This is a genomic window from Massilia sp. BSC265 (genome assembly GCF_000740675.1).
Taxonomy (GTDB): Bacteria; Pseudomonadota; Gammaproteobacteria; order Burkholderiales; family Burkholderiaceae_D; genus Telluria.
On the sequence record NZ_JPXI01000024.1, the window covers coordinates 193,994 to 208,175 of the forward strand.

Genomic DNA, 14,182 nt, shown 5'->3' on the forward strand with positions numbered 1-14,182 from the left:
CCATGAGCCTGCTCTATACCATCCTGGCCTTCGCGCTGGCGCTCGGGCCGCTGATCGTGCTGCACGAACTGGGCCACTACCTGGTGGCACGTGCCTGCGGCGTGAAGGTGCTGCGCTTCTCGATCGGCATGGGCCGCGTGGTGTGGTCGCGCCGTTTTGGTGCGGACCAGACCGAATGGGCGATCTCGGCCCTGCCGCTGGGCGGCTACGTCAAGATGCTCGACAGCCGCGACCCGGAAACCGCACCCAAGGACGAATCCGAGCTGCACCGCGAATTCACCCGCCAGAGCGTGTGGCGCCGCATCGCCATCGTGGCTGCCGGGCCGCTCGCCAACTTCCTGGTGGCCATTGGCTTGATGGCAGTCCTGTTCATGCACGGCGTCGAGGAGCCCTCGGCGCGCCTGCGCGCCGCGCCCCAGGGTACGGCGGCGCAGCTGGCCGGCGTGCGCGGCGGCGACACCGTGGTGGCGGTGAACGGCAATCCGGTCCAGTCCTGGGCCGAGCTGCGCTGGCAGATCATCCACGCCACCGTGGACAAGCTTGACGCGCGCCTCGAGCTGCGCGCCCAGGGCGGCGGCACCTACAGTGCGACCATCCCGGCGCAGCGTATCGCGCAGCTGGACGTCGAAGACGACGTCACCAAGGAACTCGGCCTGGACCTGTGGCGCGCGCGTGCGCGCATCGAGAAGGTGCTGCCGGGCGGGGCAGGGGAGCGCGCCGGCCTGCAGTCGGGCGACCTGGTGCTGCGCGCCGACGGCAAGGCGGTCGAGGACGGCATGGCATTCACGGAGACCATGCGCGCCGCCGCCGGCCGCACCATACAGCTGGAAGTCGAGCGGGCAGGGCGCGTGGTGGCGCTCGCGGTCACGCCGGAGAAGGATGCCGCCAGCGGCCGCGGGGTGGCCAAGGTGCTGCTCTCGCAGCCGGTCGAGATGGTGACCGTGAGCTCCGGCCCCTTCGAGGCAATCGCCAAGGGCGTCGAGCGCACCTGGGAGACCAGCGTCATGACGATCAAGATGATCGGCAAGATGGTTACCGGCGAAGCCTCGTGGAAGAACGTCACCGGCCCGATCACCATCGCCGATTACGCGGGACAGACAGCGCGCGTCGGCCTGGCCACCTATTTGCAGTTCATTGCATTTATTAGTATTAGCTTAGGCGTAATGAATTTGTTACCAATTCCGGTTCTGGATGGTGGCCATTTACTGTATTATTCGCTGGAAGTTTTGACCGGGCGTCCCCTGCCTGCGCGCGTCGGAGAGGTCGCACAGCGCTTCGGGGTCGGCCTGCTGTTCATGCTGATGGCGCTCGCCGTCTTCAATGACCTGGTGCGGTTGCTCTAGCGGTTGCCCATGCCGGCCACCAAGCAGCGACCAAAACGCCGGCAAAAACAATATGTATGTTGTCCAATGACTGACCCTTTGATCCAGCCAATGAATTTACAACCTGATCGTTTTGCCCTGCCGTTTATCCGTCGCAGCATGATTGGCGCCGCCGTGCTGGCTCTCTGCGCCGGCCATGCCCATGCCGCCGAGCCGTTCGTGGTCAAGGACATCCGCGTCGAAGGCATCCAGCGTACGGAAGCGGGCACCGTGTTCAGTTACCTGCCGGTGCGCGTGGGCGAAACCATGGACGATACCCGCGCGACCACCGCCATCAAGGCGCTGTTCGCGACCGGCTTCTTCAAGGACGTGCGTCTGGAAGAAGAAAACGGCGTGCTGGTGGTGCTGGTCGAGGAGCGCCCGGCGATTTCCTCGGTGGACTTCACCGGAACCAAGGAATTCGAGAAGGACATGCTGGTCAAGGCGCTGGGCGAGATCGGCGTCGGCGAGACCAAGATCTTCGACAAGGCCGCGGTCGACCGCGCCGAGCAGGAACTCAAGCGCCAGTACCTGTCGCACGGCCTGTACGGCGTGAAGATCACCACCACCGTCACCCCGATCGAGCGCAACCGCGTGACGATCATGTTCAACGTCGACGAGGGCGACGTCGCGAAGATCCGCCAGATCAATTTCGTCGGCAACAAGGCCTTCAGCGACAAGCAGTTGCGCGAAGTGCTGCAGCTGTCCAAGTCGGGCTGGTTTACCTGGTACTCGAAGGCCGACCAGTACTCCAAGCAGAAGCTGACCGGCGACCTCGAGGCGATCAAGTCCCTCTACCTGAACAACGGCTACCTCGAAGCCAACGTCGAATCGACCCAGGTCTCGATTACCCCGGACAAGCGCGACATCTACCTGACCATCAACGTCACCGAGGGCGAGAAGTACACCGTCTCGGGCGTGAAGCTGGAAGGCGAGATGTTCGGTCGCGAGGAAGAGCTGAGCAAGCTGATCCTGCTCCAGCCGGGCAAGACCTATTCGGGCGCTCTGATGGAAGCGACCAACAAGCTGATTTCCGACCGCCTCGGCTCCTTCGGCTACGCCTTCGCCAACGTCACCGCCAACCCGGAGATCAACCGCGAGAAGCGCGAAGCCAGCTTCACCTTCTTCGTCGATCCGGGCAAGCGTGCCTACGTGCGCCACATGAACATTTCGGGCAATACCGTGACCCGCGACGAGGTCATCCGCCGCGAGTTCCGCCAGTTCGAAAGCTCCTGGTACGACGCCAACCGCGTCAAGCTCTCGCGCGACCGTGTCGACCGCCTCGGCTACTTCAAGGACGTGAAGATCGAGACCCCGGAATCGCCGGGCACCACCGACCAGGTGGACGTGAACATGGTGGTCGAAGAAAAGCCGACCGGTAACTTCATGATCGGCGGCGCCTTCTCGCAGTCGGAGAAGTTCACCTTCACCGCCTCGATCTCCCAGGCCAACTTCGCCGGCAGCGGCAATACCATCGGCCTGGAACTGAATACCAGCAAGTACAACCGGACGATCGCGTTCTCGCAGACCAATCCGTATTTCACGGACGACGGCATCTCGCGCTCGTTCCAGCTCTACCTGCGCACCATGCGTCCGCCTGCGCTCAACCTCGGCCTGTACACGGTGCGCCAGACCGGCGGCACCATGACCTTCGGCGTGCCGTTCTCGGAAAGCGACACCGTGTTCTTCGGCGCCGGCGTGGAGCGCACCCAGATCGAGACCGACCCGACCTCGCCGTCGCTGTACAAGACCTTCGTGGCCCAGAACGGCGGCCCGAGGGACGGTGTCGGCAAGGCCGCTACCTTCGCCATCCCGCTGACCGCGGCCTGGGGCCGCGACACCCGCGATAGCGCGGTGACGCCGACCCGCGGCCGCTACCAGCGCGCCAACTTCGAGATCGACGCCATCGGCGACGCCAAGTACTACCGCCTGGTGTACGAACACCAGTGGTGGCGCCCCGTCACCAACTGGATGACGCTGGCGCTGCGCGGCGAGTTCGACTACGGCAAGGGCATCGGCGGCAGCGCCTACCCGGTGTTCAAGAACTTCTATGCCGGCGGCATCGGCTCGGTGCGCGGCTACGAAAGCTCCTCGCTGGGCGTGGTCGACCCGAACTACTACGACGCGGTGGGCGGCTCCAAGCGCCTGATCGCCAACGCCGAGCTGCAGTTCCCGTTCCCGGGCGGCGGCAAGGACCGCAGCCTGCGCTGGTTCACCTTCGTCGACGGCGGCCAGGTGTACCAGGAAGAGGAAAAGATCCGCCTGGAACGGATGCGCTACTCGGCCGGTATTGGCCTGTCGTGGATTTCCCCGGTCGGCCCGCTGAAGTTGAGTTATGCTAAGCCTTTGAACGCCAAGCCGGGCGACCGCCTGGAACGCTTCCAGTTCCAGATGGGTACCGGTTTCTGACCGGTCGGAACGGGACCGCCGAGGCGGTCCCCTCGATTTACGGAGAAAGATGTTGAATATGCTGAAAGCCACGTTGCCCCAGTACTTGCCCAAGGCGCTGCTGCTGGCCGCGCTGTGCGCAGCGCCGCTGGCCCAGGCCCAGGGCACCGGCCGGATCGGCTTTGTCGCTACCGAGCGCCTGATGAGCGAATCGAAGATGGCGAAGACGGCCGACGCCCGCATCCAGGCCGAGTTCTCGAAGCGCCAGAAGGTGGTCGAGGAGACCGTCACCAAGCTCAAGCAGATGTCGGAGAAGTTCGACAACGAGGCGGCGGGCCTGGGCGACGTGGAACGCACCCGCCGTGCGCGCGAGCTGCTGAACATGGAGAAGGACGTGCAGCGGATGCAGCGCGAGTTCCAGGAAGACCTCATGCAGCGCAAGAACGAAGAGCGTGCCGCCATCGCGACGCGGGCCTACAAGATCATCGAACAGGTCGCCGAGCAGGAACGTCTCGACGCCGTGCTCGCCGAAGCCGCATGGTCGAGCCCGCGCATCGACATCACCGACAAGATCCTCAAGCTGCTGGACAAGTAGGACCGTCCGGCACCGCGCCGGACAACACTCGCCGCATCACCCTTGGACGTACCTCTTTTTCGCACCACATTTTGACTGACACCCGACATTCCAACATGGGCATTCGACTCTGCGACCTGGTCGAGCGCTTCGGCGGACAGCTTGTGGGCGACCCGGACATCACCGTCTCGGCCATCGCGCCGCTCGACAGCGCGGGCGCCTCGCACATCAGCTTCCTCAGCAACAGCAAGCTGCGCGCGCTGGCGGCGCAAAGCCAGGCCGCCGCGCTGATCCTGTCGCCGCTGGACGACCCCACCGTTGCCGCGACCTACGAAGGCGCGCGCATCGTCACGACCAATCCCTACGCCTATTTCGCCCGCGTCGCGCAATACTTCGTCTCGCTCGTCGAGACGCCGCCCGCGCCCGGCATCCACCCGAGCGCGGTGGTCTCGCCCGACGCCGTCGTCGACCCGACCGCCCATGTCGGCCCGCACGTGACCATCGAGGCGGGCGCCGTGGTCAAGGCGCATGCCGTGATCGACGCCGGCTGCTTCATCGGCCGCGAAGCCTGCATCGGCGAGGGCACGCACCTGTTCGCGAACACGACCTTTCACGCGCGCTGCACCATCGGCGCGCGCGGCGTCATCCATTCCGGCGCCGTGATCGGCGGCGACGGCTTCGGCTTCGCGGTCGAAGGCGGCAAGTACATCAAGATCCCGCAGACCGGGCGCGTGGTGATCGGGGACGACGTCGACATCGGCGCCAATACCACGATCGACCGCGGCGCGCTGGCCGATACCATCATCGAGGACGGCGTCAAGCTCGACAACCAGATCCAGATCGGCCATAACTGCCACATCGGCGCGAACACTGCCATGGCCGGCTGCGTCGGGGTGGCGGGCAGCGCCAAGATCGGCAAGGGTTGCACCTTTGGCGGAGCAGCCATGGTGCTGGGTCACCTTGAGATCGCCGACAACGTCCATATTTCCTCGGGCAGCATGGTGTCGCGCTCGGTGCTCGAGCCGGGCCAGTACACCGGCTTCTACCCGCTGGCCAAGAACGCCGAATGGGAACGCAGCGCCGCCATCGTCCGCAACCTGGCCTCGATGCGCGAGAAGATCCGCACGCTCGAAAAAACAATCAAAACACTCACAGAACAAAAATGACCAACGAAGTACAGACCACTGCCGAAGTGAAGACCCTCGACATCAACGCGATCAAGGAATACCTGCCGCACCGCTATCCGCTGCTGCTGGTCGACCGTGTGCTGGACGTCGAACTGGGCAAGCGCATCACCGCCATCAAGAACGTCACCGTCAACGAGGAATTCTTCAACGGCCACTTCCCGCACAAGCCGGTGATGCCGGGCGTCCTGATGATCGAAGCGATGGCGCAGACCGCCGCGATCCTTTCGTTCATGACCATGAACGTCAAGCCGGACGAGAATTCGGTGGTGTACTTCGTGGGCATCGACAATGCGCGCTTCAAGCGTCCGGTCGAGCCGGGCGACCAGCTCAAGATGGATGTCGAGATCCTGCGCGTGTCGCGCGGCATCTGGAAGTACAAGGCCGTGGCCAGCGTGGACGGCAAGGTCGCCGTCGAGGGTGAGCTGATGTGCACCATCCGTGCGAACGAAGGTGCGGCAGCAGCTTCGGCGGCGGGACAGTAACATGAGCAAGATTCACCCGAGCGCGATCGTCGACCCGAAGGCCGAGCTGGACAGCTCGGTCGAAGTTGGCCCGTATTCGATCATCGGCTCCGACGTGCGCATCGGCGCGGGGACCGTGGTGGGCCCGCACGTGGTCATCGAAGGCCACACGACGATCGGCAAGGACAACCGCTTCTTCCAGTTCTGCTCGATCGGCGCCGCACCGCAGGACAAGAAGTGGAAGGGCGAGCCGACCCGCCTCGAGATCGGCAACGGCAACACCATCCGCGAATTCGTCACCATGAACCTGGGCACCGCCCAGGACGCGGGCGTGACCCGCCTGGGCGACGACAACTGGATCTCGGCCTACGTGCACCTGGCGCACGACTGCCAGGTGGGCAGCCACACGATCTTCTCGAACAACGCCCAGCTGGCCGGCCACGTGCACGTGGGAGACCATGCCATCCTGTCCGGCTATGCCGGCGTGCACCAGTTCTGCAAGATCGGCGCCCACGCCTTCATCGGCATGTACACCAGCCTGACCCAGGACGTGCCGCCTTTTGTCCTGGTCTCGGGCAACCCGGCCGGCCAGCGCGGCGTCAACATCGAAGGCCTGAAGCGCCGCGGCTTCACCCGCGAACAGATCGACGGCATCCGCACGGCCCACAAGCTGGTGTATCGCTCGAACCTGACGCTCGAGGAAGCCAAGGCCGCCCTGCTGGAAGAAGAGGGCCGTTCGGGTGCCGCCGCAGCAAGCATCCGCGCGATGCGCGAATTCCTCGGCCTTGCTACCCGTGGCATCGTCCGCTGAGGTCTCGCTAGCGATGGTCGCCGGCGAGGTGTCCGGCGACATGCTCGCCGCGCGCCTGATGGCCGGCCTGCGCCCGCAGTTGCCGAACGTGCGCTTCCACGGCATCGGCGGCCCGCGCATGATCGAGCAGGGATTGGCAAGCGACGTGCCGATCGAGACGCTTACCGTGCGCGGTCTGTTCGAGATCATCCCGCGCTACCGCGAGATCAAGGGCATCCAGAACAGCCTGCGCGACCGCCTGCTGCGCGAGCGCCCGGCCGCCTTCATCGGGGCCGACTACCCGGGCTTCAACCTCGGGCTGGAAGAGCAGCTGCGCGCGGAGGGCATCCCGACCGTCCACTTCGTCAGCCCCCAGATCTGGGCCTGGCGCGGCGGGCGCATCAAGAAGATCAAGCGCGCCGTCTCGCACATGCTGGTGATCTTTCCCTTCGAGGAAGCGATCTACCGCGCCGCCGGCGTGCCGGTGACCTACATCGGACATCCGCTCGCCGAGATGATCCCGATGGCGCCCGACGTGGCGGCGGCGCGCGAAGCGCTCGGCATCGCAAAGGATGCGCGCGTGGTGACGATCATGCCGGGCAGCCGGATGGGCGAGCTGAAGTACCTGGCGGAGCCTTTTGTCGCCGCGGCGAAGCTGCTGGCCGCGCGCGATCCGAACCTCGTGTTCGTCGCGCCGATGGCGGGCGAGCGCCAGCGCGGCTATTACACCGAGATCGTGAACAAGGCCGGCCTGGACAGCGTGCCGGTGCGCCTCATCGACGGGCAGTCGCACGCAGCCATTGCCGCCGCCGATGCGGTACTGGTGGCCTCGGGCACGGCGACGCTGGAGGTGGCGCTGTTCAAGAAGCCGATGGTGATCGCGTACAAGGTCATGCGCGCCTCGTGGGAAATCATGCGCCACATGGGCTACCAGCCCTGGATCGGCCTGCCGAACATCCTGGCGCGCGAATTCGTCGTTCCGGAGTATCTTCAGCATGCGGCCACGCCGCAGGCCCTCGCGGACGCGGTGCAGCGCCAGCTGGACGATCCGGCGGGGAAGGAGGCGCTCGCGCGCCGCTTCACCGACATGCACCACAGTCTCCTGCGCAACAGCGCGGAGGCGAGCGCGGACGCAGTCCTCCGCGTGATTGGACGTAAGAAATGAGTAGAAAAAAGGTCAATCTTTACCCCGGCCTGCCGCCACGGCTGCGGCCGTTCACCGACGCCGACATCGTGTGCGGCGTGGACGAAGCCGGACGCGGTCCGCTGGCGGGGCCGGTGTTCGCCGCCGCCGTCATCCTCGACCCGAAACGGCCGATCGAGGGCCTGCGCGACTCCAAGAAGCTGACCGAAGCGCGCCGCGACGAGCTGGCTCCCTTGATCAAGGAACACGCGCTGGCCTGGGCGATTGCCGAGTGCTCGTGCGACGAGATCGACACCCTGAACATCCTGCATGCGACCATGCTGGCAATGCGCCGCGCAGTGGAAGCGCTGCAGACCGTGCCGACCATCGCCCTGATCGACGGCAACCGCTGCCCGCCGATGGAGATCAAGGCCCATGCGGTGGTCGAAGGCGACGACAAGGTGCACGCCATCTCGGCCGCCTCGATCCTGGCCAAGACCGCGCGCGACGCCGCCTTGGTGCAATTGCATGCACAGTACCCGCAGTACTGCTTCGACCAGCACAAGGGCTATTCGACCGCGCTGCACCTGGAGCGCCTGCGCCTGCACGGCCCGTCGCCGGTGCACCGCCGCTCGTTCGCGCCGGTGCGCGAGCTGCTGCAGGCGGACCTGTTTGCGGCAGCATGAGGTTCGGCGCGTGAAGCACATCATCTCGCGCGACAACGCGTTCTATAAAGAGCTGAAGGGGCTCGCCACCAGTTCGCAGGCGCGCCGCAAGGCGAGCCGCAGCCTGCTCGACGGCGTCCACCTGTGCCAGAGCTGGCTCGACCTGCGCGGCGCGCCCGAGCACTGCGTGGTCTCGGAAGGCGCCCTGGCGAATCCCGAAGTCGCCGCCATCGTGGCGCGTGTCGAGGCCTTGCATGCCCATGTGACGGCGCTGCCGGATGCGCTGTTCGGCGCCATCAGCCAGGTCGAGCACGGCGTGCACATCGTGTTCGTGGTCGCCTCGCCCGTGCCGTCGAAGGCGCCCGGCCTGGTCGAATCCAGCGTGCTGCTCGACGGCGTGCAGGACCCGGGCAACGTCGGCTCGATCCTGCGCAGCGCAGCGGCTTCCGGCATCAAGCAGGTCTACTGCAGCCCGGGCACGGCCTTCTGCTGGTCGCCCAAGGTGCTGCGCGCCGCGATGGGCGCCCACTTCGTGATCGACATCTTCGAGAACATCGAGCTCGCTCCCCTGGTGCGCGCGGCGAAGATTCCGGTACTGGCAACCAGCGGCTACGCAGCCGAACAGCTGTATGCGCTCGACCTGCGCGGCCCGGTCGCCTGGGTGCTGGGCCACGAAGGGCAGGGCGTCTCGCAGGAGCTGCTCGAGCTGGCGACCCACCGCGTCGCCGTTCCGCATGCCGGCAAGGTGGAGTCGCTGAACGTGGCCGCCTGTGCCGCGGTGTGCTTCTTCGAGGGCTTGCGCCAGGGCTTGGGCGCAACGCGGGCATAGACGCAGGCTCGGCCTTCGGGTTAATCTGGCAGCAGGGCGGACTTAAGAAGCGGAAATGGAATAGAGATGGACATCGCGCATTTGCACTTCCTCGTGGCGGAAGCCGACGCTGCCCAGCGCAGGACGCTGGTGGAGCTGCTCGGCCAATTGGGCGCGACGCGCGTGACCGACGTCCCGGACGGGCACCTGGCGCTGCAGCGCCTCGAAGCCGGCTTCTCGCCGAAGGTGGACGTTGCGATCGTCGACCTGGCGCTGCCGGGCATGGACGGCCTGGAGCTGATCCGCAACCTGGGTGCGCTCGGCGTACAGGGGGAGGGCGTACGCCTCGTCGTTACCGGCGCCCAGCCGGCCGGGCTGCTGTTCTCGATCGAGACCCTGGCCCAGGCCTACGGCGTCGACCTGCTGGGCACGATCGGCAAACCGCTCAGCGCCGCCAAGCTGAAGCCCCTGCTCGATCATTACACGCCGCTGGGGCGCGGCGGCGAGCCAGCCAAGGGTCCGCGCTTCAGCTTCCAGGAGATCGGCATCGGCCTGCAGAAGCGCCAGTTCGAACCCTTCTTCCAGCCCAAGATCGAGCTCGCGACCGGGCAGGTGAAGGGGCTGGAGGCCTTTGCCCGCTGGCGCCACCCCGAGCATGGCGTGCTCGGCCCCGGCGCCTTCATCGACGCGCTGGAGCAGAACAACCGGGTCGACTTCCTCGACTGGAGCATGATCGAGCTGTCCGCCGAGCGCTGCCGCTGGTTCCAGGACCAGGGCATCCCCGTCCCGATCAGCCTGAATCTGGCGCCCGAGACGCTGGCGCATCCGGCGTTTGTCCGCCAGATCACCGCCTGCGTCCAGCGCCACCGCATCCTGCCGGAGTACCTGACCTTCGAGATGCCCGAATCCTCGGTGCTGAACACCGACCCGGAATTCATCGAGCGCCTGGTGCGCCTGCGGATGATGGGTTTCGGCCTGGCGATCGACGACTACGGCACCGGCCGCTCGAACCTGCAGCTGCTGGCGCGCATTCCCTTCAGCGAACTGAAGATCGACCGCAGCTTCGTCGACGGCGCCTCCAAGCGCCGCCCCCTGGGCACGGTCCTGCGCTCCTGCCTCGGCCTGGCGCACAGCCTGGACCGCATGTCGGTCGCGGTCGGCGTGGAGACGCGCCAGGACTGGGACTTCCTGCAAAACCTCGGCTGCACCTACGCCCAGGGCTACCACATCGCCAACCCCATGGAAGCCGCCGCCTACCCAGGCTGGCTGGAAGACTGGCGCCACTTCTTTTAATTGGGGTCAATACTCCCGGCGGTCCGGCTTGATTTCTTGCAGGATGGTGGTGGCGATCTCTTCGATCGACTTGGTGGTCGAGGACAGCCAGCGGATGCCTTCGCGGCGCATCATCGCCTCGGCCTCGTTCACCTCGTAGCGGCAATTCTCGATCGAGGCGTACTTGCTGCCGGCGCGGCGCTCGTTCCGGATCTGCGAGAGGCGCTCGGGCGTGATGGTCAGCCCGAACAGCTTGGCTTTGAACGGCGGCAGCGAAGAGGGCAGCTTGCCGCGTTCGAAGTCGTCCGGAATCAGGGGATAGTTGGCGGCCTTCAGGCCGTACTGCATCGCCAGGTACAGGCTGGTCGGTGTCTTGCCCGAGCGCGATACGCCCACCAGGATCACGTCTGCCTCGGCCAGGTTCTTGTGCGACTGACCGTCGTCATGGGCGAGCGAAAAGTTGATCGCTTCGATCCTGTTCTTGTACTCCTCGGTGTCCACTGCATTGTGGATGCGCCCGATCGTGTGCGTGGACTTCACGCCCAGTTCCTGCTCGAGCGGCGACACGAAGGTCTGGAACAGGTCCATGTGCATGCCCTTGGCCGCCCGGATCACGCTCGACAGGTCGTGCTTTACCAGGGTCGAGAACACAATGGGCCTTTGACCGTCACGCGCGAAGCTGTCGTTGATCCGGCGCGCCGCCTCGTGCGCCTTCTCGATCGAATCGATGAAGGGCAAGCGGATCTGGCGGAAGCGCATCTCGAACTGGCTCAGCACCGCGTGACCGAAGGTCTCCGCCGTGATGCCGGTACCGTCCGAGACGAAGAAGACGGTGCGGGAAGTGGGAGTAGGCGGGACGCTGGTATTGTCGGTCATGGTGTCGGAATGCTAAGTCTTGCTGCCAAAGTTGCAGCATGGTCTGCCGGTCACGGGGTAAAATGCTCGGCAACGGTGCTGCATTGTGCTGCACGACGGCCAGAATAACAAGAAGACACCGTCGTCCAGGTCACGATGTCATAGCAAGCCAAAAGGTTTCTATCATCAAGTAAGGGTGTATCACCATGACCAACCTGTCTGTAGCAGCATTGAAGGAGCCTGATCAGGCGACAAGGACCTACGTCGCGTCGTTCGAGAACCTGCGCATGACCGATGTCGAATCGGTCGGCGGCAAGAATGCGTCGCTGGGCGAGATGATTTCGCAGCTGGCCGGCGCCGGCGTACGCGTGCCGGGCGGCTTCGCCACCACGGCCGATGCCTTCCGCGACTTCCTCGAACACAGCGACGGCGGCCCGTCCCTGGCGCAGCGCATCGCCACCCGCCTCGAAGGCCTGGACATCGACGACGTCCGGTCGTTGGCAAGTGCCGGCGCCGAGATCCGCCAGTGGATCGTCGACACCCCTTTCCAGCCGCGCCTGGAACAGGAAATCCGCGCGTTCTACGAGCGCCTGGTTGCCGATTCCGATACCGAAGTCTCCTTCGCCGTGCGTTCCTCGGCCACCGCCGAAGACCTGCCGGACGCGTCCTTCGCAGGCCAGCAGGAGACCTTCCTGAACGTGGTCGGCATCGACAACGTGCTGGAAGCCATGAAGCACGTCTTCGCCTCCCTCTACAACGACCGCGCGATCTCTTACCGCGTCCACAAGGGCTTCACCCACGCCGAGGTGGCGCTGTCGGCCGGCGTGCAGCGCATGGTGCGCTCCGATACCGGCGCGGCCGGCGTGATGTTCACCATCGATACCGAGTCCGGCTTCAAGGACGTGGTCTTCGTCACCTCCAGCTACGGCCTGGGGGAAACCGTGGTGCAGGGCGCGGTGAACCCGGACGAGTTCTACGTGCACAAGCCGATGCTGGCCCAGGGCAAGCTGCCGGTCATCCGCCGCAACATCGGCTCCAAGCTGATCAAGATGGAGTTCACGGAGGAAGCCAAGGCCGGCCGTTCGGTGCGCACCGTCGACGTGCCGATCGAGATGCGTAACCGCTATTCCTTGAGCGACGCCGAAGTGGTCGAGCTGGCCAAGTACGCCGTCATCATCGAGAACCACTACGGCCGTCCGATGGACATCGAGTGGGGCAAGGACGGCCGCGACGGCAAGCTGTACATCCTGCAGGCGCGCCCGGAAACCGTGAAGTCGCAGCAGAAGACCACCGACGCCCAGCAGCGCTTCAGCCTGAAGGGCTCGGGCACCGTACTGACCTCCGGCCGCGCGATCGGCCAGAAGATCGGCGCCGGCCCGGTGCGCGTGATCCACGACCCGTCCGAGATGGAACGCGTGCAGCCGGGCGACGTCCTGGTGGCCGACATGACCGATCCGAACTGGGAACCGGTGATGAAACGCGCCTCCGCCATCGTCACCAACCGCGGCGGCCGAACCTGCCACGCGGCGATCATCGCGCGTGAACTCGGCGTGCCCGCCGTGGTCGGCTGCGGCGACGCCACCGAGGCGCTGAAGGACGGTACCTTTGTCACCGTCTCGTGCGCCGAAGGCGACGAGGGCAAGATCTACGACGGCCTGCTGGAAACCGAGATCACCGAAGTCTCGCGCGGCGAGCTGCCGCCGATCCCGACCAAGATCATGCTCAACGTCGGCAACCCGCAGCTGGCCTTCGACTTCCAGTCGGTGCCGAACGCCGGCGTCGGCCTGGCGCGCCTCGAGTTCATCATCAACAACAACATCGGCGTGCACCCCAAGGCCATCCTCGAGTACCCGAACATCGACGTCGACCTGAAGAAGGCGGTCGAGTCGGTGGCCCGCGGCCACGCCTCGCCGCGCGCCTTCTATGTCGACAAGCTGGCCGAAGGCGTGGCCACCATCGCCGCCGCCTTCTGGCCCAAGCCGGTGATCGTGCGCCTGTCCGACTTCAAGTCGAACGAGTACAAGAAGCTGATCGGCGGTTCGCGCTACGAGCCGGACGAAGAGAACCCGATGCTGGGCTTCCGCGGCGCGGCGCGCTACCTGGCCGAGGACTTTGCCGAGTCCTTCGAGATGGAATGCATGGCCATGAAGCGCGTGCGCGAAGACATGGGCCTGACCAACGTCGAGATCATGATCCCGTTCGTGCGCACCCTGGGCCAGGCCGAGAAGGTCATCGAGCTGCTGGCCAAATATGGTCTCAAACGCGGCGAAAACGGCCTGCGCGTCATCATGATGTGCGAAGTGCCGTCCAACGCCATCCTGGCCGAGCAGTTCCTGCAGTATTTCGACGGCTTCTCGATCGGTTCGAACGACCTGACCCAGCTGACCCTGGGCCTGGACCGCGACTCCGGCATGGAGCTGCTGGCCAAGGACTTCGACGAGCGCGACCCGGCCGTGAAAGCCATGCTGTCGCTGGCGATCAAGGCCTGCCGCGCGCAGGGCAAGTACATCGGCATCTGCGGCCAGGGGCCGTCGGACAATCCGGACTTCGCCCAGTGGCTGGTGGGCGAGGGGATCGAGTCGATGTCGCTGAATCCGGACTCGGTGATCGATACCTGGAACAAGCTGGCCGCCAGCTAAGCGCGAAGGACTCGTCAACACCAAGCCTGCTTGTCGAAAGACAGCAGGCTTTTTTCCTG

The 14,182-nt window shown here is 65.5% G+C and carries 12 protein-coding genes; 11 read left to right on the forward strand and 1 reads right to left on the reverse strand.

Translation table 11 applies throughout. The features are described from left to right. Positions 1–2 precede the first annotated feature (2 nt). From rseP to MA09_RS05525, 10 genes are all read left to right on the forward strand, one after another. Positions 3–1,343 (forward strand): RIP metalloprotease RseP, encoded by a 1,341-nt coding sequence (rseP, locus tag MA09_RS05480; protein ID WP_036246041.1) that lies wholly within the window; start codon positions 3–5, stop codon positions 1,341–1,343. A gap of 90 nt (positions 1,344–1,433) precedes the next feature. Beyond that, complete coding sequence (gene bamA / locus MA09_RS05485) at positions 1,434–3,770, forward strand: outer membrane protein assembly factor BamA (protein WP_036246043.1); 2,337 nt, start codon at positions 1,434–1,436, stop codon at positions 3,768–3,770. A gap of 58 nt (positions 3,771–3,828) precedes the next feature. Further along, a complete protein-coding gene (locus tag MA09_RS05490) occupies positions 3,829–4,344 on the forward strand; it encodes an OmpH family outer membrane protein (protein ID WP_036246045.1) in 516 nt (171 codons plus the stop codon). Positions 4,345–4,439: 95 nt separating this feature from the next. Beyond that, positions 4,440–5,489, forward strand: coding sequence for a UDP-3-O-(3-hydroxymyristoyl)glucosamine N-acyltransferase (lpxD, locus tag MA09_RS05495; protein WP_036246047.1), 1,050 nt, complete (start codon positions 4,440–4,442; stop codon positions 5,487–5,489). After that, positions 5,486–5,992: a 3-hydroxyacyl-ACP dehydratase FabZ gene (fabZ, locus tag MA09_RS05500; RefSeq protein ID WP_200883032.1), complete on the forward strand. Its 507-nt coding sequence runs from the start codon at positions 5,486–5,488 to the stop codon at positions 5,990–5,992. The genes lpxD and fabZ overlap by 4 nt, the downstream gene beginning before the upstream one ends. 1 nt (position 5,993) lies before the next feature. Next, the gene (lpxA, locus tag MA09_RS05505) at positions 5,994–6,782 is read left to right on the forward strand and encodes an acyl-ACP--UDP-N-acetylglucosamine O-acyltransferase (protein WP_036246049.1); all 789 of its coding nucleotides are present in this window, start codon (positions 5,994–5,996) and stop codon (positions 6,780–6,782) included. A 13-nt stretch (positions 6,783–6,795) separates the two neighbouring features. After that, entirely contained in the window at positions 6,796–7,926 is a 1,131-nt protein-coding gene (gene lpxB, locus MA09_RS05510; protein ID WP_051933196.1) for a lipid-A-disaccharide synthase, read from the forward strand. Then, on the forward strand, positions 7,923–8,570 hold the full coding sequence (gene rnhB / locus MA09_RS05515) for a ribonuclease HII (RefSeq protein WP_036246053.1): 648 nt from the start codon (positions 7,923–7,925) through the stop codon (positions 8,568–8,570). The genes lpxB and rnhB overlap by 4 nt, the downstream gene beginning before the upstream one ends. A 10-nt stretch (positions 8,571–8,580) precedes the next feature. After that, a complete protein-coding gene (locus tag MA09_RS05520) occupies positions 8,581–9,378 on the forward strand; it encodes an RNA methyltransferase (protein ID WP_036246055.1) in 798 nt (265 codons plus the stop codon). A gap of 66 nt (positions 9,379–9,444) precedes the next feature. Further along, positions 9,445–10,650, forward strand: a complete 1,206-nt coding sequence (locus tag MA09_RS05525) for an EAL domain-containing protein (RefSeq protein WP_036246057.1) — start codon at positions 9,445–9,447, stop codon at positions 10,648–10,650. Between the two features lie 6 nt (positions 10,651–10,656). Here the strand turns inward: MA09_RS05525 and MA09_RS05530 are convergent, their stop codons facing one another. Beyond that, the gene (locus tag MA09_RS05530; RefSeq protein WP_051933197.1) at positions 10,657–11,505 is read right to left on the reverse strand and encodes a pyruvate, water dikinase regulatory protein; all 849 of its coding nucleotides are present in this window, start codon (positions 11,503–11,505) and stop codon (positions 10,657–10,659) included. Between the two features lie 266 nt (positions 11,506–11,771). On the opposite strand from MA09_RS05530, the gene ppsA reads away from it, so the two are divergent. Beyond that, on the forward strand, positions 11,772–14,123 hold the full coding sequence (gene ppsA, locus MA09_RS05535) for a phosphoenolpyruvate synthase (protein ID WP_036246059.1): 2,352 nt from the start codon (positions 11,772–11,774) through the stop codon (positions 14,121–14,123). Positions 14,124–14,182: the final 59 nt, after the last annotated feature.